Source organism: Streptomyces sp. NPDC029041 (assembly GCF_040637515.1).
In the GTDB taxonomy this organism is placed as follows: Bacteria; Actinomycetota; Actinomycetes; order Streptomycetales; family Streptomycetaceae; genus Streptomyces.
The window spans coordinates 639-18,512 of the sequence record NZ_JBEZWO010000027.1; the positions used below are offsets into that span (position 1 = coordinate 639).

Sequence of the window (17,874 nt, forward strand, 5' to 3'; positions counted from 1 at the left end):
GTCGGGACGACCGTGGTGAGCGCCCGCCCTTCCGCCGTGACGACCGGGACAACCGCGGCGAGCGTCCCGCCTTCCGGCGAGACGACCGGCGTGACGACAGTCGTGGTGGTGGCTTCGGCCGGCGTGACGACCGTGACCGCGGTCCCCGTAGGGACGATCGTGACCGGGGTGGGTTCCGTCGGGACGACCGTGGTGAGCGCCCGCCCTTCCGCCGTGACGACCGGGACAACCGCGGCGAGCGTCCCGCCTTCCGGCGAGACGACCGGCGTGACGACCGCAGGGACGACAGGCGGGACGACCGGCGTGACGGCGACCGCGGCGGGTTCCCCCGCCGCGACGACCGGGACCGTGGCGGTTTCCGCCGGGACGACAACCGCGACCGTGGCTTCCGCAGCGATGACCGGGACCGGCCGCGCGACGGCGACCGGGACCGTGGTGGCTTCCGGCGCGACGACCGTGGTGGCTTCCGGGGCCGTGACGAGCGCCGGGACGACCGTCGCGGCGACGACCGCGGGGAGCGCGGCGGCTTCCGGCGCGACGACGGCGGCCGGGGCGGGCGCCCCGGTTTCCGCCGTGAGGACGGCCCCCGCGGCGACCGCAGCGACTTCCGGCGGGACGACAACCGCGGCGACCGCAGCGACTTCCGGCGGGACGACAACCGCGGTGAGCGCGGTGGTTTCCGCGGCCGTGACGACCGTGGTGGGCGCGGGCCCCGGCGGGACGACCGCGGTGAGCGCGGCTTCCGTCGGGACGGCGACCGGCGTGACGGCGATCGGGGTGGTTTCCGCGGCCGTGACGACCGGCGCGGCCCGGGCCGGTTCCGTGAGGAGCGCGATCGGGACAGGGAGCCGATCAAGCGGCTGCCGATCCCCGAGGACGTCACGGGTGACGAGATCGACAAGGACGTACGCCAGGAGCTGCAGAGCCTGCCCAAGACGCTCGCCGACGACGTCGCCAGGAACCTCGTGATGGTCGCGCGGCTCCTCGACGAGGACCCCGAGGGCGCCTACGGCTACTCCAGGGTGGCGCTGCGGCTGGCGTCGCGTGTCGCCGCCGTGCGGGAAGCCGCCGGATTCGCCGCGTACGCCAGTCAGAAGTACGGCGAGGCGCTGGCCGAGTTCCGGGCCGCCAAGCGGATGACCGGGAACATCGACCTGTGGCCCGTCATGGCCGACTGCGAGCGCGGGCTCGGCCGGCCGGAGAAGGCGCTGGACATGGCCGGGGCGCCCGAGGTGCACAAGCTCGACAAGGCCGGCCAGGTGGAGATGCGGCTCGTCGTAGCCGGTGCCCGGCGGGACATGGGGCAGCTGGACGCGGCCATCGTGACGCTGCAGAGCCCCGAGCTGGCCGCGAACTCCGTGCAGCCCTGGACCGCGCGCCTGCGGTACGCCTACGCCGACGCGCTGCTCGCCGCCGGGCGGGAGAGCGAGGCGCGGGAGTGGTTCGCGAAGGCCGTCGAGGCCGACCGTGACGGCAGCACCGACGCCTCGGACCGGCTCGCCGAGCTGGACGGCGTGGAGTTCGTCGACGCCATGGTCGAGGACGAGGACGAGGAAGCTCCGGCCCCGCGGAACGCGGACGAGAGCGAGACCGACGTCGAAGGCGGCGACGACAAGGACTGACGTCCGTGCGACAGGGGGCGGGACCCGGGCTGTGAGGCCTCGGGTCCCGCCCCCTTCGTCATGCCGGTGCGTCGGGCCGGCGTCACGCCGCTCCCGCCCTGACGTCCTGTCAGAGGTCCAGTGCCCGCAGTACCAGGCCGGTTGCCGGTTTCGGACCGAACGACGTCGACTTGCGGGGCATCGTCACGCCCTGGCGGGCCAGCTCCCGCACGACCTCCTCGCGCACCGGGTGCATCAGGACGGCCGTTCCGCCGTCGCGTTCCGCCTTCTCGACCGTTGCCGCGGTGTCGTGGATGTAGGCGATGTGGGCGGGTGAGTCCTCGGAGACGCGCCAGACATGTTCGAGGAGCGTGGCGTGCAGGACCGTCGCGTCCAGGGTCCGCCAGGCCGCAGGGCGGTCGGCGGGGACCGTACGGGCCAGCAGGCCCGGGTCCGGGTGGTCGACGAGGTGGAAGGCGCCGTCGCCGGCCAGCAGGAACGCGTTCCCGGCGCAGGCGGCGTCGGCCAGCTTGTCCAGGGCCTCGGACAGTGGGACGTCGAGGCGCCGCACGCGGAAGTGGCCCTCCAGGGCTGCCACGGCCTCGGCGACCGGCAGATCGTGCAGGAGGCGGTGGATGGCGCGGACCCGGAGCGGGTAGCGGGCCGTGTCGACGAGGAGGACCAGGCCGTGGTCCCACGGGCTGGGGGAGGGGTGCTCCGCGCGCAGGCGGCGGTAGGTCGCCCAGCGGTGGTGGCCGTCGGCGATCAGGGCCTGGTGCCGGCCGAGGTCCGTCCGGATCGTCGCCAGGTCCCCGGGGGCGGTGACCGACCACAGGCGGTGGCGGAAGCCGTCCTCCGTGGTGGTGGCCAGGAGCGGCGGCAGGGTCGCGGTGCGCTCGATCAGGTCTGCTGTGGCGGTCGTCGAGCCATCGCCCCGGTAGGTGAGCAGGAGGGGTTCGAGGTTGGCCGAGGTGGCCCGCATGAGTGCCGCGCGGTCGGCGACGACGTGCGGCATGACGTCCTCGTGCGGCAGCACCAGCCGCTCCGCCGGATCCGACACGCGCAGAGCGCCGATGATGCCGCGTTGCAGCATGCCGTCGCCGTCCTGCTGCTCGTAGACGTAGAGACCCGGTTCCGGGTCGGTGGTGAGGATGCCCTCGGACAGCCAGCGGCGCAGGGTGTCCGCGGCCCGCTCGTTGCGGGCGCTGGGTGTGGCGGCCTGGGGGAGGATCAGGCGGACGATGTTGTAGGGGTCGGCGGATTCGAGGTGGTGCAGGCCGTCGGGGCGGACCACGACGTCGTACGGGGGAGATGTGACGGCGGCAAGGCTGCCGACCCGGTCGGGGTCGTAACGAAGGCCTCGGAACGGGGTGAGTTCCAGGCCTCGGTGCGTCGTTGCCTCCGAGTGACCTGCTGAGTTCATCCCGGCATCGTACGGCTGTCGGTGGCATGGGGGATGATCGGGGGAAAGCCGTCGAACGAGGAGCGATGCGGGATGAGCCGAAGCGTCAGGACGAGGCCCGAGGGCAGTGGGCAGGCCCTGAGCGAGGCGTACGACACGGCGCTGCTCGATCTCGACGGTGTCGTGTACGCGGGCGGGAGTGCCATCGCGCACGCGGTCGAGTCGCTGGCCACGGCCCGGGAGGGCGGGATGCGCCTGGCGTACGTGACGAACAACGCGCTGCGGACCCCCGACACCGTGGCAGCGCATCTGACCGAGCTGGGGATACCGACGGGTGCGGAGGACGTCATCACCTCGGCGCAGGCCGTTGCGCGGCTGATCAGCGAGCAGGTGCCGCAGGGCGCCCGGGTGCTGGTGATCGGCGGGGACGGGCTGCGGGTCGCGCTGCGCGAACGCGGGCTGGTGCCCGTGGAGTCGGCGGACGACGACCCGGCGGCGGTGGTGCAGGGGTTCGGCGGACCGGACCTGCCCTGGGGCCGCTTCGCCGAGGCCTCCTACGCGGTGGCACGGGGCGTGCCGTGGTTCGCCTCCAACACCGACCTGACGATTCCGAGCGGGCGGGGCATCGCGCCGGGCAACGGGGCCGCGGTGGAGGTCGTCCGGATCGCCACGGGGGCCGAGCCGCAGGTCGCGGGCAAGCCGCTGCCGCCGATGCACCGGGAGACCATTCTGCGGACCGGGGCGCGGCGGCCCCTGGTGGTCGGGGACCGGCTGGACACGGACATCGAGGGCGCGTTCAACGGGGAGGTCGACTCGCTGCTCGTCCTGACCGGAGTGACCGACGGCGCGCAGTTGCTGGCCGCGCCGCCGCAGCACCGGCCGACGTATGTGGACGCCGATCTGCGCGGGATGCTCGCCGGTCAGCCGGAGGTCGTCGCGGTGGGCGAGGGCGGCTTCCGGTGCGGTGGCTGGACGGCGACGGCCGGTGCGGACCGGCTGGAGCTCGACGGGGAGGGCGAGGCACTGGACGGGCTGCGTGCGCTGTGTGCCGTGGCGTGGACGGCGGCCGGTGAGGGCGCGTGCGCGCTGGACGGGGGGAAGGCGCTGGCGCGGCTGGGCATCTGAGCGCCTGTCAGTGCCCGGGGCGGGGGTACCCGGGGCGGGGCGGGGACACCGGATCTCGGGACACCGGATCTTGCCTGAATGCGAGGGTAGGCTAACCTAACCACGTGTTGGTCGACAGTCCCCCCGAACAGCGCGCGGAGACCGCCCCCGCGCCCCCGACCCGACGGGCGGTGCGAGCCTTCGGGCTGCTCCTGTCCGTGGCGATCCTGGTGCTCGTCGCGCTGGCGAGTATCGCGATCGGAGCGAAGGAGCTGTCCCTCGGGCAGGTCTGGCACGGCTTGTACGAGGACTCGGGGACCTACGGCGACGTCGTCGTGGCGGAGCGCCTGTCGCGGACCCTGCTCGGGCTGCTCGCCGGTGCCGCGCTCGGTCTGTCCGGGGCGGTGTTGCAGGCCCTCACGCGCAACCCGCTGGCCGATCCCGGACTGCTCGGCATCAACGCGGGTGCCTCCGCCGCGGTCGTCACGGCCATCACCTACTTCGGGGTCACCTCACTCACCGGCTACGTCTGGTTCGCGTTCCTCGGCGCGGCCGCGGTCGGGGCGCTGGTCTGGTTCCTCGGCGGCAGCCGGGGCGCCACGCCGGTGCGGCTCGCGCTCGCCGGTACGGCCGTCAGCGCCGCGCTGTACGGCTACCTGCAGGCCGTGATGATCATGGACGAGGCGGCGCTGGGCAAGATGCGCTTCTGGACGGTCGGTTCGCTGGCCTCGGCGACGAACTCGACCATCACGCAGGTCCTGCCGTTCCTGCTGACCGGCACGGCCCTGGCCCTGGCCCTGGCCCGGCCGCTCAACGCGATGGCCATGGGCGACGACACCGCCAAGGCGCTCGGCGCCAACCTCAACCGCACCCGGGCGCTGTCGATGCTGGCCGCGACCGTGCTGTGCGGGGCCGCGACCGCCGCCTGCGGACCGATCGTGTTCGTCGGGCTGATGGTGCCGCACGTGGTGCGCTCGTTCACCGGGCCCGACCTGCGCTGGATCCTGCCGTACGCCGCGATCCTGTCGCCCGTGCTGCTGCTCGGCGCCGATGTCATCGGCCGGATCGTGGCCCGTCCTTCGGAGCTCCAGGTGGGTATCGTCACCGCGATCCTCGGCGGGCCGGTGTTCATCTTTCTCGTACGACGGCGGAGGACGGCACAGCTGTGAAGACCACCAACCGTGCCGTGCGGACCGGCGGGCTCTCGGTACGCCTGGACGTGCGGGCCCTGATCGTCGTGCTCCTGCTGCTCGTCGCGGCGCTCGTGGCGAGTGTCGTGCTCATCGGCACCGGCGACTTCCCGATCCCGGCCGCCGACGTGCTGCGGACGCTGGCCGGAGAGGGAAATCCGGGCCAGGAGTTCATCGTCAACGAACTGCGGTTGCCGCGGGTCCTGGTCGGGCTGCTGGTCGGTGCCTCGCTGGGGCTCGGCGGCGCGCTGTTCCAGGCCATCTCCCGCAACCCGCTGGGCAGTCCGGACGTGCTCGGCCTCGGGCAGGGAGCGACGGCCGGCGCGCTCACGGTGATCGTGCTGACCTCCGGCAGCGCCAACCAGGTCGCCGTCGGGGCACTAGTGGGCGGTCTGGTGACCGGACTCGCCATCTACGTGCTCGCCTGGAAGCGGGGCGTGCACGGCTACCGGCTGGTCCTGGTCGGCATCGGCGTCTCCGCGATCGTCACGGCGGTCAACGGCTATCTGCTCACCAAGTCGGACATCGTGGACGCCGCCCGTGCGGTGGTGTGGATGACCGGGTCCCTCGACGGCCGGGACTGGGACCAGGTGTGGCCGCTGCTCGCGCTGACCGCCGTGCTGGTGCCGCTCGTCCTCGTCAACGCGCGCGGGCTGCGGATGATGGAGATGGGCGACGACGTGTCGTACGCCCTCGGAGTGCGGGTCGAGCGCGTGAGGCTGCTGCTCATGGTGGCGGCCGTGCTGCTCACCGCCTCCGCCACCGCCGCGGCCGGCCCCGTCAGCTTCGTGGCGCTCACCGCGCCGCAGCTGGCCCGGCGCCTGACCCGCTCACCCGGGCCGAACCTGCTGGCCTCGCTGTGCATGGGGGCCGCCCTGCTGGTCGTCGCCGACTGGGTCTCGCAGCGGGCGTTCGGCGCCGAGCAGCTGCCCGTGGGCGTGGTGACCGGCGTCCTCGGCGGTGTCTACCTGCTGTGGCTGCTGGTCAGCGAGCGCAGGGCGGGCCGGATATGAGGGCGGGCACGCTCGCCGAGAGCAGGACCAGCAGCGGACTGAACTACCAAGGGAGCACCGTGAACCGCCTGTCCGCCGAGAACGTCACCCTCGCCTACGACCGGCGGGTCATCGCCGAGCAACTGTCGGTGGAGATACCCGACCAGTCGTTCACGGTGATCGTCGGCCCCAACGCGTGCGGCAAGTCGACGCTGCTGCGGGCGCTGTCGCGGATGCTCAAGCCGAGCGAGGGCCGGGTGCTGCTCGACGGGCAGGTCATCCAGTCGATGGCCGCGAAGAAGGTCGCGCGGACCCTCGGCCTGCTGCCCCAGACGTCGATCGCGCCCGACGGCATCACCGTCGCCGACCTGGTCGGGCGCGGCCGCTACCCGCACCAGGGCATCCTGCGCCAGTGGTCCGCCGAGGACGAGCGGATCGTCCAGGAGTCCATGCGGCAGACGGGCGTCGCCGAGCTCGGCGACCGCTACGTCGACGAGCTCTCGGGCGGCCAGCGCCAGCGCGTGTGGATCGCCATGGCCCTCGCCCAGCAGACGCCGCTGCTGCTGCTCGACGAGCCGACGACGTACCTGGACATCCAGCACCAGATCGACGTGCTGGACCTGTGCGCGGATCTGCACGAGGAGCAGGGCCGCACGCTCGTCGCCGTACTGCACGACCTCAACCACGCCGCCCGCTACGCCACCCACCTCATCGCCCTGCGCGAGGGCCGGGTCATCGCCGAGGGCGCGCCGAAGGACATCGTCACGGCGGACCTGGTCGAGGAGGTCTTCGGGCTGCGCTGCCAGGTCATCGACGACCCGGAGACGGGCACCCCGCTGGTCGTGCCGGCGGCCCGCAAGGCCCGCGTTCGGAGCACGGTCGGGAAGGCCGCGGCTACAGAAGCTTCCTGAGCTGGAGCAGGTCACGCACACCGGCGTGCAGCTTCACCCGGCCCGAACCCCAGGCCCTGGCGAAGTTCAGCTCGCCGCCCACCAGGGCCACCAGGTCGTCGCCGGTCATGGCGAGTCTGATCTCGGCCTTGCCGGGCGGCGGCCCCGGCACGGTGTCGTGCACCTCGATCCGCCCGCCGCGCATCCGGCCGGCGAAGGTGACGTCGAGGTCCGTGATGTGGCAGCTCACCGAGCGGTCCAGGGCCGCGGCGTCGCGGACGTCCCCTTCGGCGCGCTGCATGTTGTCCGAGAGCTTGTCGAGTGCGCTGCGGCACTCCTCGATCGTGGCCATCGCGGTCGACGGTACCGCAGCGGTTCGCGGTAGCGTCGGGGCATGAACGACGCAGTTCCCGAGCCCCCGCCGGCGGCGGAGGAAGAGCCGGCGTACGACCCCGCCGCCCCCGCTCCCCTGAACGTGCCCCGCACGCCCACCGGCGACGCCGGGGTGGATGCCGCCCTGGACCGGCTCGGCGACGCGGACCACCTCGCCACGGACGGGCATCTCGAGGTGTACGAGGATGTACACCGGGGGCTGCGCGACGCGCTCACCGCGCTCGACGTACGCCCGGGACCTCCGGGGCCCCCGATGCCGCACGCACCTAGGAGCTGAGCCGAACGTGGCAGGAGTCGCACGCCGCCGTCTGGACGCGGAGCTGGTCCGCCGGAAGCTCGCGCGCTCGCGTGAGCACGCCGCGCAGCTGATCGCCGCGGGGCGGGTGTCCGTGGGCAAGACCGTCGCGACGAAACCCGCCACGCAGGTGGAGACCGCGGCCGCGATCCTGGTCGCCCAGGACGACAGCGACCCCGACTACGTCTCGCGCGGCGGTCACAAGCTGGCCGGCGCGCTCGCGGTGTTCGGCCCTCAGGGACTGGCCGTCGAGGGGCGCAGGGCGCTCGACGCGGGCGCGTCCACCGGCGGTTTCACCGACGTCCTGCTGCGCGCGGGCGCGGCCCACGTCGTCGCCGTCGACGTCGGATACGGACAACTCGCGTGGTCCCTCCAGAAAGATGAACGCGTCACCGTCAAGGACCGTACGAACGTACGCGAGTTGACGCTTGAAGCGATCGATGGGGAGCCAGTGGATCTTGTCGTGGGGGATCTGTCCTTCATCCCGCTCGGGCTGGTCCTGCCCGCCCTGGTGCGGTGCGTGAAGCCGGACGCCGATCTGGTGATGATGGTCAAGCCGCAGTTCGAGGTGGGCAAGGAGCGCCTCGGCAGCGGGGGAGTGGTACGCAGCACCCAGCTGCGGGCCGAGGCGGTACAGGGGGTGGCCGAGAAGGCCTGGGGGCTGGGGCTCGGGGTGAAGGGCGTGACGGCCAGTCCGCTGCCCGGGCCGTCGGGGAATGTCGAATACTTTCTGTGGCTGCGGTCCGGGGCACCGGAACTGGACCCGGCCGAGGCAGACCGTGCAGTGGCGGAGGGGCCGCGTTGACCGAGAACCGAGCTCGTACTGTTTTCCTGCTCGCCCACACGGGCCGGCCCGCGGCCGTGCGCAGTGCCGAGCTCGTCGTGAAGGGGCTGCTGCGCTCCGGTCTTGGCGTGCGCGTCCTGGAGGCCGAGGCACGCGACCTGCCGCTGCCGGCGGAGGTGGAGCTGGTCAAGGAAGCCACCCCGCAGTGCCTCGACGGATGCGAGCTGCTGATCGTGCTGGGCGGCGACGGCACGCTGCTGCGTGGCGCCGAGTTCGCCCGGGCGTCGGGCGTGCCGATGCTGGGCGTCAACCTCGGGCGCGTCGGGTTCCTCGCGGAGGCCGAGCGGGACGATCTCGACAAGGTCGTCGACCGGGTGGTGACCAGGGCGTACGAGGTCGAGGAGCGGATGACCGTCGACGTCGTGGTGCACCAGAACGGCGACATCGTGCACACGGACTGGGCGCTGAACGAGGCGGCCGTGCAGAAGGTGTCCGCCGAGCGGATGCTGGAGATCGTCCTAGAGATCGACGGGCGGCCGGTGACGGGATTCGGCTGCGACGGGATCGTGTGTGCGACGCCCACCGGGTCGACGGCGTACGCCTTCTCGGCGGGCGGGCCGGTGGTGTGGCCGGAGGTCGAGGCGCTGCTGATGGTGCCGATCTCCGCGCACGCGCTGTTCGCGAAGCCGCTCGTGACATCGCCGGATTCCGTGTTGGCTGTGGAGGTTCTGCCGCACATCCCGCCCGGGGTGCTGTGGTGTGACGGGCGGCGGACGGTGGAGTTGCCGGCCGGGGCGCGTGTGGAGGTGCGGCGGGGGGCTGTGCCGGTGCGGCTGGCTCGGCTGCACCATGCTTCTTTCACGGACCGGCTGGTGGCGAAGTTCGCGCTGCCTGTTTCCGGGTGGCGGGGCGCACCTCATTAGGGGTGGGTGCTCGTCGTCGGCGGGCGCGGGTGCTCTGTGGCTTGTCGCGCAGTTCCCCGCGCCCCCAGGGGCCGATCACCACTCGCGTGGGTGACAGGGCCGGGCCGGTCGCAATCCCCGGTCCGGACCTCGTAAGGTCGTGTCCGTGTTGGAGGAGATGCGGATACGGTCGCTGGGCGTGATCGACGACGCCGTCGTCGAGCTGTTGCCCGGGTTCACCGCGGTCACCGGTGAGACGGGTGCGGGCAAGACCATGGTGGTCACCAGCCTGGGGTTGCTGCTGGGCGGACGGGCCGACCCGGCGCTCGTACGGATCGGGGCCGGGAAGGCCGTCGTGGAGGGGCGGATCACCGTCCCCCGCGACGCCACGGTCGCGGTGCGCGCCGAGGAGGCCGGGGCCGAGCTGGACGACGGGGCCCTGCTGATCAGCCGTACCGTCTCGGCCGAGGGGCGCTCCCGGGCGCACCTGGGCGGGCGCAGCGTGCCCGTGGGCGTGCTCGCCGAGCTCGCGGACGAGCTGGTGGCCGTGCACGGGCAGACCGACCAGCAGGGACTGCTCAAGCTGTCCCGGCAGCGGCAGGCACTCGACCGGTACGCGGGCGACGCGGTCGCCGGACCGCTGGCCAAGTACGGCGAGGCGTACAAGCGGCTGCGGGCCGTGGCCGCCGAGCTCGACGAGATCACCACCCGGGCCCGGGAACGGGCCCAGGAGGCCGACCTGCTGCGCTTCGGGCTCGACGAGATCGCGGCCGTGGAGCCCCGGGCCGGTGAGGACGTGGAGCTGGCCGAGGAGGCCGAGCGGCTCGGGCACGCCGAGGCGCTGGCATCCGCCGCGGCGGCCGCGCACGCCGCCCTCGCGGGCAATCCCGAGGACCCGGAGGGTGTCGACGCGGGGACTCTCGTAGCGGGCGCCCAGCGGGCCCTGGACGCCGTGCGGTCGCACGACTCGGCGCTGGCGGCGCTCGCCGACCGCGTCGGGGAGATCGGGATCCTGCTGCGCGACGCGGCGGGCGACCTGGCGGGGTACGCCGACGACCTGGACGCCGATCCGCTGCGGCTCGCGGCCGTCGAGGAGCGTCGGGCCGCGCTCACCGGACTGACCCGGAAGTACGGCGAGGACATCGCGACCGTGCTGGCCTGGGCCGAGCAGAGCGCCGCGCGGCTCACCGAACTCGAGGGCGACGACGAGCGGATCGGGGAGCTGACGGCCGAGCGGGACGCCCTGCGGTCGGAACTGGGCGGGCTGGCGCAGGCGTTGACGGATGCCCGGACGGAGGCCGCCGAGCGGTTCGCCGCCGCCGTGACCGCCGAGCTGGCCTCGCTCGCCATGCCGCACGCGCGCGTGTCCTTCGACATCCGGCAGACCGAGGACCCCGACGGCGTCGAGGTCGGCGGCCGTCCGGTCGCCTACGGCCCCGCGGGCGCCGACGAGGTCGAGCTGCTGCTGGCCCCGCACCCGGGCGCGCCGCCCCGGCCGATCGCCAAGGGCGCGTCCGGCGGTGAGCTGTCACGGGTGATGCTGGCCGTGGAGGTCGTGTTCGCGGGGACGGATCCCGTGCCGACGTACCTCTTCGACGAGGTCGACGCCGGGGTCGGCGGCAAGGCGGCGGTCGAGATCGGCCGGCGGCTCGCGCGGCTGGCGAAGACCGCGCAGGTCGTGGTCGTGACGCATCTGCCGCAGGTGGCGGCCTTCGCCGACCGGCAGTTGCTGGTCGAGAAGACCAACGACGGGTCCGTGACCCGCTCCGGAGTCAAGGTCCTCGAAGGCGAGGACCGGGTCCGGGAGCTGTCCCGCATGCTCGCCGGCCAGGAGGACTCCGAGACGGCCCGGGCGCACGCGGAGGAGCTGCTCGCGGCGGCCAGGGCGGACGCCTAGGGTCTGCGGCGAAAGTGGCGTCGTCGCACGGCAGGCGCCACGTTCGCAACAGACCCTCGGAGCGGTGCACCGGCGGTTTCCGGCAAGGGCCGGGCGGGTCGCCCGATTTCACTCGTGTGGGTGACCCGGCCCGGCGTAATCCCCCGATGCCGCACCCCGCTGTGGCGTCGCGGGGGCTCCGGCGTTCCCGGAACCCCCTTACGTCCTGGCATCCTTGGCGGAGTACGCGTCGTGACCGCCCGACCCGAACCAGGAGCCCGGCCACGTGACCCCCGTGAGCAGCCACTCACCGCACGGCCAGTTGCCGCTGCGCACCGTGCAGGTGCTGGGCGGAGGCAACGCCGCCAGCAGCGCGCATGTGCGCTCGCTGGCCGCGGGGCTCGTCGCGCGGGGCGTGAAAGTCACGGTGTGCGCCCCCTACGAGGCCGATCGCGCCTATGACTTCAGCGGAGTCGGCGCCGATCACGTGCACGTGCCGCGCAGCAGCGACCCAGTGTCGGTGGCGGCCCTGCGCGCGGCCTGCGCCCACGCCGATCTGGTGCACGCGCACGGCCTGCACGCCTCCTTCCGTACCGTCCTCGCCCTGAGCGGGCGGCGCGTGCGCACCCCGCTGGTGGTGACGTGGCACGACCGGGCGCATGCCGACGGGGCCCGCGCGCACATGCTGCGGGTACTGGAGCGCAGGGTCGTGAAGGCGGCCACCGTGGTGCTGGGCACGACCTCGCCGCTCGTGGACCGGGCCAGGCTCACCGGCGCGCGGGACGCCCGGCTCGCGGCCGTCGCCCTGCCCGGCCCCCGCAGCCCCCGCGAACCCGACGACCCCGACCGGCTGCGGCCCAAGGTCCGCGCCGAACTCGGCGCCATCGGCAGGCCGTTGCTGATGGCCGTGGGCTCCCTGGAACGGCACCGCGGGTACGACGTGCTGCTGGACGCCGCACGCGCCTGGCGCCGGCTCGATCCCGTGCCGCTGGTCGTGATCGCCGGGGAAGGGCCGCTGCGCGGTGAACTCCAGGGCCGGATCGAGGAGGAGGGGCTGCCCGTCCGGCTCATCGGGCGGCGCGACGACATCAGCGACCTGCTCGCCGCCGCCGACCTCGCCCTGCTGCCGAGCCGCTGGGAGGCCCGCTCCGTTCTCGCCCAGGAGGCGCTCCACGCACGCGTGCCGCTCGTCGCGACGGAGGTCGGCGGCATCCCCGAACTCGTCGGCGACGCGGCCGAACTCGTCCCGTACGGCGACGCCAATGCCCTGGCCGACGCCGTCGTACGGCTGCTCGACGACCCGTCGCGCCGGGACCTGCTGACGGCCCGGGGCGCCCGGCAGGCCGCCACCTGGCCGACCGAGGACGAGACGGTCGCCCAGGTCCTCAGCGTGTACGACGAGCTGACGCAACCCCGCCCGCTCACCTAGGGAAGCCGAGAGACGCCCAGGAGCTCCAGGGGTCTGGGAGCCCGGAGGCCCGAGGAGACCCGGAGGCCACTAGGGGACGTGTCTGCGTGCCCGCAGGGCCAGGCTCAGGGCCAGGACCGTCTGCGGGTCGTCGAGGTCCGTGCCCAGCAACTCGCCGATGCGGGCCAGACGGTTGTACAGGGTCTGCCGGTTCAGGTGCAGCTCCCGGGCCGTCTCCGCCTTGCGCCCCGCGTGGGCGAGGTACGTCGTCAACGTGGGCAGCAGCGGCGGCCGGGAACGGCGGTCGTGCTCCAGCAGCGGTCCGAGGGCGCGGTCCACGAAGGCCGCCAGGTCCGGATGATCGCGCAAGCGCCACAGCAGCAGGTCGATGTCGAGCCGGCGCGCGTCGTACCAGGGCCGGTCCGCGAGTCCCTGGGCCGCCGTGGCCGTCTCGGCCGCGTGCCGCAGGCCCGAGGCCGCCGCCGGCCAGCCGCCGGCCGTCCCCACGACCACCACGGGCGGCTGCCCGCCCGGCCGCGGTATCCCGGCCCGGCCCACACCGGCCCGCAGCGCCGCCGCGACCCGGTCCGCGACCGCCGTCCGCTCCGCCTGCGCACGCAGCCCGAGCAGTACCAGCACCCGGCCCTCCAGCGGCCGCACGCCGAGCAGCACCGGCACGCCCAGCGAGGCCAGCTCCTCCGAGATCGCCCGAGCGGGAACGACCCAGCCTCCTCCGCCCGGGGACAGGGCTTCCCCGAGTCGCATGACCACCGGCAGCAGCGGCCCCTCGCCTGGCCGGAAGCCCAGCACGCGTGCCTGCGCCGGGGCATCCTCGGCCGTCACCCGGCCCTCGGCGAGGTCGGTGAGGAAGTCGCCCCGCCCGCGCGCCGCCAGCTCCTCCTCCTGACGGGCCTGCATCAGCACCACGGCCAGGATGCCCGCGGCCCGCTCGGCCGCCATCCGGTGCACCGGTGCCGGCGGAGTACGCACCGGCAGCAGGACCAGACGCGCCCGGACACCCCCGCTGCCGGGCCCGCCGCCCGGCACGTCCACCAGCACCGACCCCGCGAGCGGCGGCTCGTCCTTGTGCTGGCCGCGCAGCCCCTCCCACACCTGCAGCGGGTCCGCGCCCTCGGGACCGGCCCCGGCGGCGTACAGCAACTGCCCGTCCGCCGTCTCCAGGAACACGGGATTGCCGGCGAAGTCGGCCAGGATGCCGAGCACCTGGGGCACCCCGCCGCCGCCCAGCACGGCCTGCGTGCACCGCCGGTGCACCTCCTCGGCCCGCTGCAGCAGGGCGTAGTGGCCGTTGACGATCTCGGTGTGGACCTCTTCGGTGACCGTGACGAACGGCACCTCGCGGTGCAGCTGGACCAGCGGCAGCCCGGCCGCGCGTGCGGTGTCGACGAGGGCCGCGGGCAGCCGGGTGAAGCGCGGTCCGAGCTCCACGACCAGGGCCGCGATGCCGCGCTCGGCCAGGGTGCGCACGAACGCCCGCTGTTCGGCGGGCCGGGTGCCGAGGCCGTAGCCCGTGGTCAGCAGCAGCTCCCCGCCCTTCAGCAGCGAGGCGATGTGCGGCACCTCACCCGCGTGCACCCACCGCACCGTCCGCCCGAGCCGCTCGGCACCCGCCAGCACCTCGGGCAGTCCGCTGCGCAGCCCCGGCAGCTCCAGCGCCCGCCGCACGGTGATCCCGGTGCCCTGGGTGTCGTGCGCGCTGTCCGTCCCGCTCTCCATGGGCCGGACGCTACCCGCGCGCCCGCCTCCCGGACATCTCCGGAGGGGCAGCGGGACGATCACTGCCCGGATCCCGTCGTGGACCACCCCGGATTACCGGGTGATCGGCCGGGTAGGGCGCCGTCATGGACATGAGCGTGGTCGCCGTGGGGCGGGAGGACGACAGTCCGGTCGAGGAGCCGTTGCGGTCCGCGGTGCTCGCCGACCGGCTCGGGTACCGGGAGGTGTGGGCGGGCGAGGGACCCACATGGGACGCGTTCGTCCTGGCCGCGGCGATCGGCGCGGCCACCGAGCAGGTCGCGCTGACCGCGGGGCCCGTGCCGGTGTCGGTGCGGGACCCGCTCACCATCGTGCGGGGCGCCGCCTCGACCGCGGCCATCACGGGCCGGCCCGTCGGCGTGGCCCTGGGCACCTCCACCAAGCGCGTCGTCGAGGGCGTGCACGGCAGGCCGCGCACCAGGCCCGCCGCCGCTCTCGCGGAGTCGGCGGCGGCCGTGCGGACGCTGATGCACAGCGTGCCCGGCGAGCCGATCGTGCCCGGCAGCGGATTACTGCGCCGGCTCCCACCGCCCGGAGGCACGGTGACCGTCGCGGCGTTCGGGCAGCGCGCGGTGGCCGCGGCCGTGGCGCACGCCGACCGGATGCTGCTCGACCTCGTCTCGCCCGAACAGGTCCGCATGCTGCGGGCCCGGATGCTCGCCGCCGCCGAGAAGGCGGGCCGCACACCGCCACGGCTGGCCGCCTGGCTGCCCGCCGCCGTCGACCCGGAGCCGGAGGCGCTCACCCGGATCCTGCGCGGCGTCGTGGGCTACCTCGCCGTACCGGGCTACAGCGACATGTTCGTCGACGCGGGGTTCGCAGCCGTCGTCGAACTGGCCGCCAAGGGCGCCGACCCGGACACCCTGCTGCGGGCCCTGCCGCCCGAGGCCCGCCGGCACGGTCGCCCTGGTCGGCGACGCGGACACCGTCCACGCCCGCATCGCCGCCTACGCCGAGGCCGGACTCGACGAGATCGCCCTCGTCCCGGCCACGGCCGGCGACCCCGCGGGGGAACGCACGCTGACGGCCCTCAGGCCGGAGTGACACCCCGGGAGGCGTGCTCACGGCCCTCAGGGCCGCAGTGACAGCGGCGGGGGCACGCTCACGACCCTCAAGCCGCAGTGACATCCCGGGGCCGACTCCCGCTCAGCCGCCGTACGCGCCCGAAGCGGTCAGGCGAAGCGCCGTGTCGATGAGCGGCACGTGGCTGAACGCCTGCGGGAAGTTGCCGACCTGGCGCTGCAGGCGCGGGTCCCATTCCTCGGCCAGCAGACCGAGGTCGTTGCGCAGCGACAGCAGCTTCTCGAACAGCTTGCGGGCCTCGTCGACGCGGCCGATCATCGCCAGGTCGTCGGCCATCCAGAACGAGCAGGCCAGGAACGCGCCCTCGTCGCCCGGCAGGCCGTCGACGTTCTCGTCGCCGCTGGTGGTCGGGTAGCGCAGGATGAAACCGTCCGACGTGGACAGCTCCCGCTGGATCGCCTCGATCGTGCCGATGACCCGCTTGTCGTCCGGCGGCAGGAAGCCCATCTGCGGGATCAGCAGCAGGGAGGCGTCCAGCTCCTTCGAGCCGTACGACTGCGTGAAGGTGTTGCGCTCCTTGTCGTAGCCCCGCTCGCACACGTCCCGGTGGATGTCGTCGCGCAGCTCCCGCCAGCGCTCCAGCGGGCCGTCCGCGTCCCCGGACTCGATCAGCTTGATCGTGCGGTCGACCGCGACCCAGGCCATCACCTTGGAGTGCACGAAGTGGCGGCGCGGGCCGCGCACCTCCCAGATGCCCTCGTCCGGGTCCTGCCAGTGGTCCTCCAGGTAGCGGATCAGCTTCAGCTGGAGCAGGGAGGCGTAGTCGTTGCGGGCGAGGCCCGTCATGTGGGCCAGGTGCAGGGCCTCGGTGACCTCGCCGTACACGTCCAGCTGGAGCTGGTGGGCCGCGCCGTTGCCGACCCGGACCGGGGTGGAGTTCTCGTAGCCCGGCAGCCAGTCCAGTTCCGCCTCGCCGAGCTCGCGCTCGCCGGCGATGCCGTACATGATCTGCAGGTTCTCCGGGTCGCCTGCCACCGCCCGCAGCAGCCACTCGCGCCAGGCGCGGGCCTCCTCGCGGTAACCGGTGCGCAGCAGCGAGGACAGGGTGATCGCCGCGTCCCGCAGCCAGGTGTAGCGGTAGTCCCAGTTGCGGACGCCGCCGATGTCCTCCGGCAGGGAGGTGGTCGGCGCGGCGACGATGCCGCCGGTCGGGGCGTACGTCAGGGCCTTCAGCGTGATCAGCGAGCGGACCACGGCCTCCCGGTAGGGGCCGTGGTACGTACAGTGGTCGACCCACTCGCGCCAGAAGTCCTCCGTCGCCTCCAGCGACTGCTCCGGCTCCGGCAGCGGCGGCGGCTCCTTGTGCGAGGGCTGCCAGGAGATCGTGAACGCGATCCGGTCACCCGGGGCGACCGTGAAGTCCGCGTAGGTCGTCAGCGACTTGCCGTAGGTCTCCGCGGATGTGTCGAACCACACGGAGTCGGGACCGGCGACGGCCACCGTGCGCCCCTCGTGCCGGTGCACCCACGGCACCACCCGTCCGTAGGAGAACCGCATCCTGAGCGCCGAGCGCATCGGCACCCGGCCCGAGACGCCCTCGACGATCCGGATCAGCTGCGGGGCGCCGTCACGCGGCGGCATGAAGTCCGTCACCCGGACCGTGCCCCGCTGGGTGTCCCACTCGGACTCCAGGATCAGCGAGTCGCCCCGGTAGCTGCGCCGGGCGGCGGTGGGGGGCTGCTGGTCGGAGGCGTACGCGGGGCCCAGCCGCCAGAAGCCGTGCTCCTCGTTGCCCAGCAGGCCGGCGAAGATGGCGTGCGAGTCGAAGCGGGGCAGGCACAGCCAGTCGACTGTCCCGTCCCGGCAGACCAGGGCAGCGGTCTGCATGTCTCCGATGAGTGCGTAGTCTTCGATGCGCCCGGCCACGTGCAACTCCAGTCGAACGGCCACGTCACCCCACGAGGGGGCTGTCGCTAGTGCGGTCAAGGGGGGTTTCAGCAGGTCTTGCAATGCGTCATTGAGCGATGAAGCAAAACAGGTCGCTCATCCGTGATGCAAAGCGCCAATTGTTGCTCAACGAACTGACGAGCACACGTTGTTCCGGTGGTTACGGGCGGGGGGTGGTGCCGTTGGGCCGGACGGGCTCGGCAGCGAGTGTCCGAGCAGGATACGACGCACGCAGATGATCCGGGTGCTCGTCCCGGTAAGGCGAGTACGCCGAACGAGTGAGCAACGGGT

Annotated in this window: 15 protein-coding genes; 11 read left to right on the forward strand and 4 right to left on the reverse strand. The window is 73.6% G+C overall.

Features of this window, described 5'->3' with window-relative positions:
• The first annotated feature begins 860 nt into the window (after window positions 1-860).
• On the forward strand, window positions 861-1,622 hold the full coding sequence (locus AB0F04_RS37500) for a tetratricopeptide repeat protein (protein WP_362050911.1): 762 nt from the start codon (window positions 861-863) through the stop codon (window positions 1,620-1,622).
• Window positions 1,623-1,731: 109 nt separating this feature from the next.
• Here the strand turns inward: AB0F04_RS37500 and AB0F04_RS37505 are convergent, their stop codons facing one another.
• A complete protein-coding gene (locus tag AB0F04_RS37505; protein WP_362050831.1) occupies window positions 1,732-3,024 on the reverse strand; it encodes a DUF1015 domain-containing protein in 1,293 nt (430 codons plus the stop codon).
• A 72-nt stretch (window positions 3,025-3,096) separates the two neighbouring features.
• Between AB0F04_RS37505 and AB0F04_RS37510 the strand changes: the two genes are divergently transcribed.
• From AB0F04_RS37510 to AB0F04_RS37525, 4 genes are all read left to right on the forward strand, one after another.
• A complete protein-coding gene (locus AB0F04_RS37510; protein ID WP_362050834.1) occupies window positions 3,097-4,128 on the forward strand; it encodes an HAD hydrolase-like protein in 1,032 nt (343 codons plus the stop codon).
• 104 nt (window positions 4,129-4,232) lie between these two features.
• On the forward strand, window positions 4,233-5,276 hold the full coding sequence (locus AB0F04_RS37515) for an iron chelate uptake ABC transporter family permease subunit (RefSeq protein WP_362050837.1): 1,044 nt from the start codon (window positions 4,233-4,235) through the stop codon (window positions 5,274-5,276).
• Window positions 5,273-6,310 (forward strand): iron chelate uptake ABC transporter family permease subunit, encoded by a 1,038-nt coding sequence (locus AB0F04_RS37520; RefSeq protein WP_362050840.1) that lies wholly within the window; start codon window positions 5,273-5,275, stop codon window positions 6,308-6,310. The genes AB0F04_RS37515 and AB0F04_RS37520 overlap by 4 nt, the downstream gene beginning before the upstream one ends.
• A complete protein-coding gene (locus AB0F04_RS37525) occupies window positions 6,307-7,200 on the forward strand; it encodes an ABC transporter ATP-binding protein (RefSeq protein WP_362050842.1) in 894 nt (297 codons plus the stop codon). Before AB0F04_RS37520 ends, AB0F04_RS37525 begins: the two co-directional genes overlap by 4 nt.
• On the opposite strand, the gene AB0F04_RS37530 is transcribed toward AB0F04_RS37525, so the two are convergent.
• Window positions 7,184-7,531, reverse strand: coding sequence for a sterol-binding protein (locus AB0F04_RS37530; RefSeq protein ID WP_362050845.1), 348 nt, complete (start codon window positions 7,529-7,531; stop codon window positions 7,184-7,186). The two genes, AB0F04_RS37525 and AB0F04_RS37530, sit on opposite strands and share 17 nt — an antisense overlap.
• A gap of 42 nt (window positions 7,532-7,573) precedes the next feature.
• Between AB0F04_RS37530 and AB0F04_RS37535 the strand changes: the two genes are divergently transcribed.
• The 5 genes from AB0F04_RS37535 (at window position 7,574) to AB0F04_RS37555 (ending at window position 12,858) form a co-directional block, all read left to right on the forward strand.
• Window positions 7,574-7,849 carry a hypothetical protein gene (locus AB0F04_RS37535; RefSeq protein ID WP_362050848.1) on the forward strand — a complete coding sequence of 92 codons (276 nt, stop codon included), beginning with the start codon at window positions 7,574-7,576 and terminating at the stop codon, window positions 7,847-7,849.
• Window positions 7,850-7,856: 7 nt separating this feature from the next.
• Window positions 7,857-8,672, forward strand: coding sequence for a TlyA family RNA methyltransferase (locus tag AB0F04_RS37540; protein ID WP_362050851.1), 816 nt, complete (start codon window positions 7,857-7,859; stop codon window positions 8,670-8,672).
• On the forward strand, window positions 8,669-9,574 hold the full coding sequence (locus tag AB0F04_RS37545) for an NAD kinase (protein WP_362050854.1): 906 nt from the start codon (window positions 8,669-8,671) through the stop codon (window positions 9,572-9,574). Before AB0F04_RS37540 ends, AB0F04_RS37545 begins: the two co-directional genes overlap by 4 nt.
• Window positions 9,575-9,731: 157 nt before the next feature.
• The gene (gene recN, locus AB0F04_RS37550; protein ID WP_362050914.1) at window positions 9,732-11,450 is read left to right on the forward strand and encodes a DNA repair protein RecN; all 1,719 of its coding nucleotides are present in this window, start codon (window positions 9,732-9,734) and stop codon (window positions 11,448-11,450) included.
• Between the two features lie 265 nt (window positions 11,451-11,715).
• Complete coding sequence (locus AB0F04_RS37555; protein ID WP_362050857.1) at window positions 11,716-12,858, forward strand: glycosyltransferase family 4 protein; 1,143 nt, start codon at window positions 11,716-11,718, stop codon at window positions 12,856-12,858.
• Between the two features lie 69 nt (window positions 12,859-12,927).
• On the opposite strand, the gene AB0F04_RS37560 is transcribed toward AB0F04_RS37555, so the two are convergent.
• Window positions 12,928-14,574 carry a PucR family transcriptional regulator ligand-binding domain-containing protein gene (locus tag AB0F04_RS37560; protein ID WP_362050860.1) on the reverse strand — a complete coding sequence of 549 codons (1,647 nt, stop codon included), beginning with the start codon at window positions 14,572-14,574 and terminating at the stop codon, window positions 12,928-12,930.
• Window positions 14,575-14,699: 125 nt separating this feature from the next.
• Between AB0F04_RS37560 and AB0F04_RS37565 the strand changes: the two genes are divergently transcribed.
• Window positions 14,700-15,698: an LLM class F420-dependent oxidoreductase gene (locus AB0F04_RS37565; RefSeq protein WP_362050863.1), complete on the forward strand. Its 999-nt coding sequence runs from the start codon at window positions 14,700-14,702 to the stop codon at window positions 15,696-15,698.
• 61 nt (window positions 15,699-15,759) lie between these two features.
• Here AB0F04_RS37565 and AB0F04_RS37570 read toward each other — a convergent pair whose 3' ends face one another.
• Window positions 15,760-17,562 (reverse strand): glycoside hydrolase family 15 protein, encoded by a 1,803-nt coding sequence (locus tag AB0F04_RS37570; RefSeq protein WP_362050917.1) that lies wholly within the window; start codon window positions 17,560-17,562, stop codon window positions 15,760-15,762.
• Between the last annotated feature and the right edge of the window lie 312 nt (window positions 17,563-17,874).

Coding starts and splice junctions, on each gene's coding strand:
- recN (WP_362050914.1), top strand. CDS start 9,732: ATGCGGATACGGTCGCTGGGCGTGATCGACGACGCCGTCGTCGAGCTG.
- AB0F04_RS37510 (WP_362050834.1), top strand. CDS start 3,097: ATGAGCCGAAGCGTCAGGACGAGGCCCGAGGGCAGTGGGCAGGCCCTG.
- AB0F04_RS37530 (WP_362050845.1), bottom strand. CDS start 7,531: ATGGCCACGATCGAGGAGTGCCGCAGCGCACTCGACAAGCTCTCGGAC.
- AB0F04_RS37505 (WP_362050831.1), bottom strand. CDS start 3,024: ATGAACTCAGCAGGTCACTCGGAGGCAACGACGCACCGAGGCCTGGAA.
- AB0F04_RS37525 (WP_362050842.1), top strand. CDS start 6,307: ATGAGGGCGGGCACGCTCGCCGAGAGCAGGACCAGCAGCGGACTGAAC.
- AB0F04_RS37560 (WP_362050860.1), bottom strand. CDS start 14,574: ATGGAGAGCGGGACGGACAGCGCGCACGACACCCAGGGCACCGGGATC.
- AB0F04_RS37535 (WP_362050848.1), top strand. CDS start 7,574: ATGAACGACGCAGTTCCCGAGCCCCCGCCGGCGGCGGAGGAAGAGCCG.
- AB0F04_RS37565 (WP_362050863.1), top strand. CDS start 14,700: ATGGACATGAGCGTGGTCGCCGTGGGGCGGGAGGACGACAGTCCGGTC.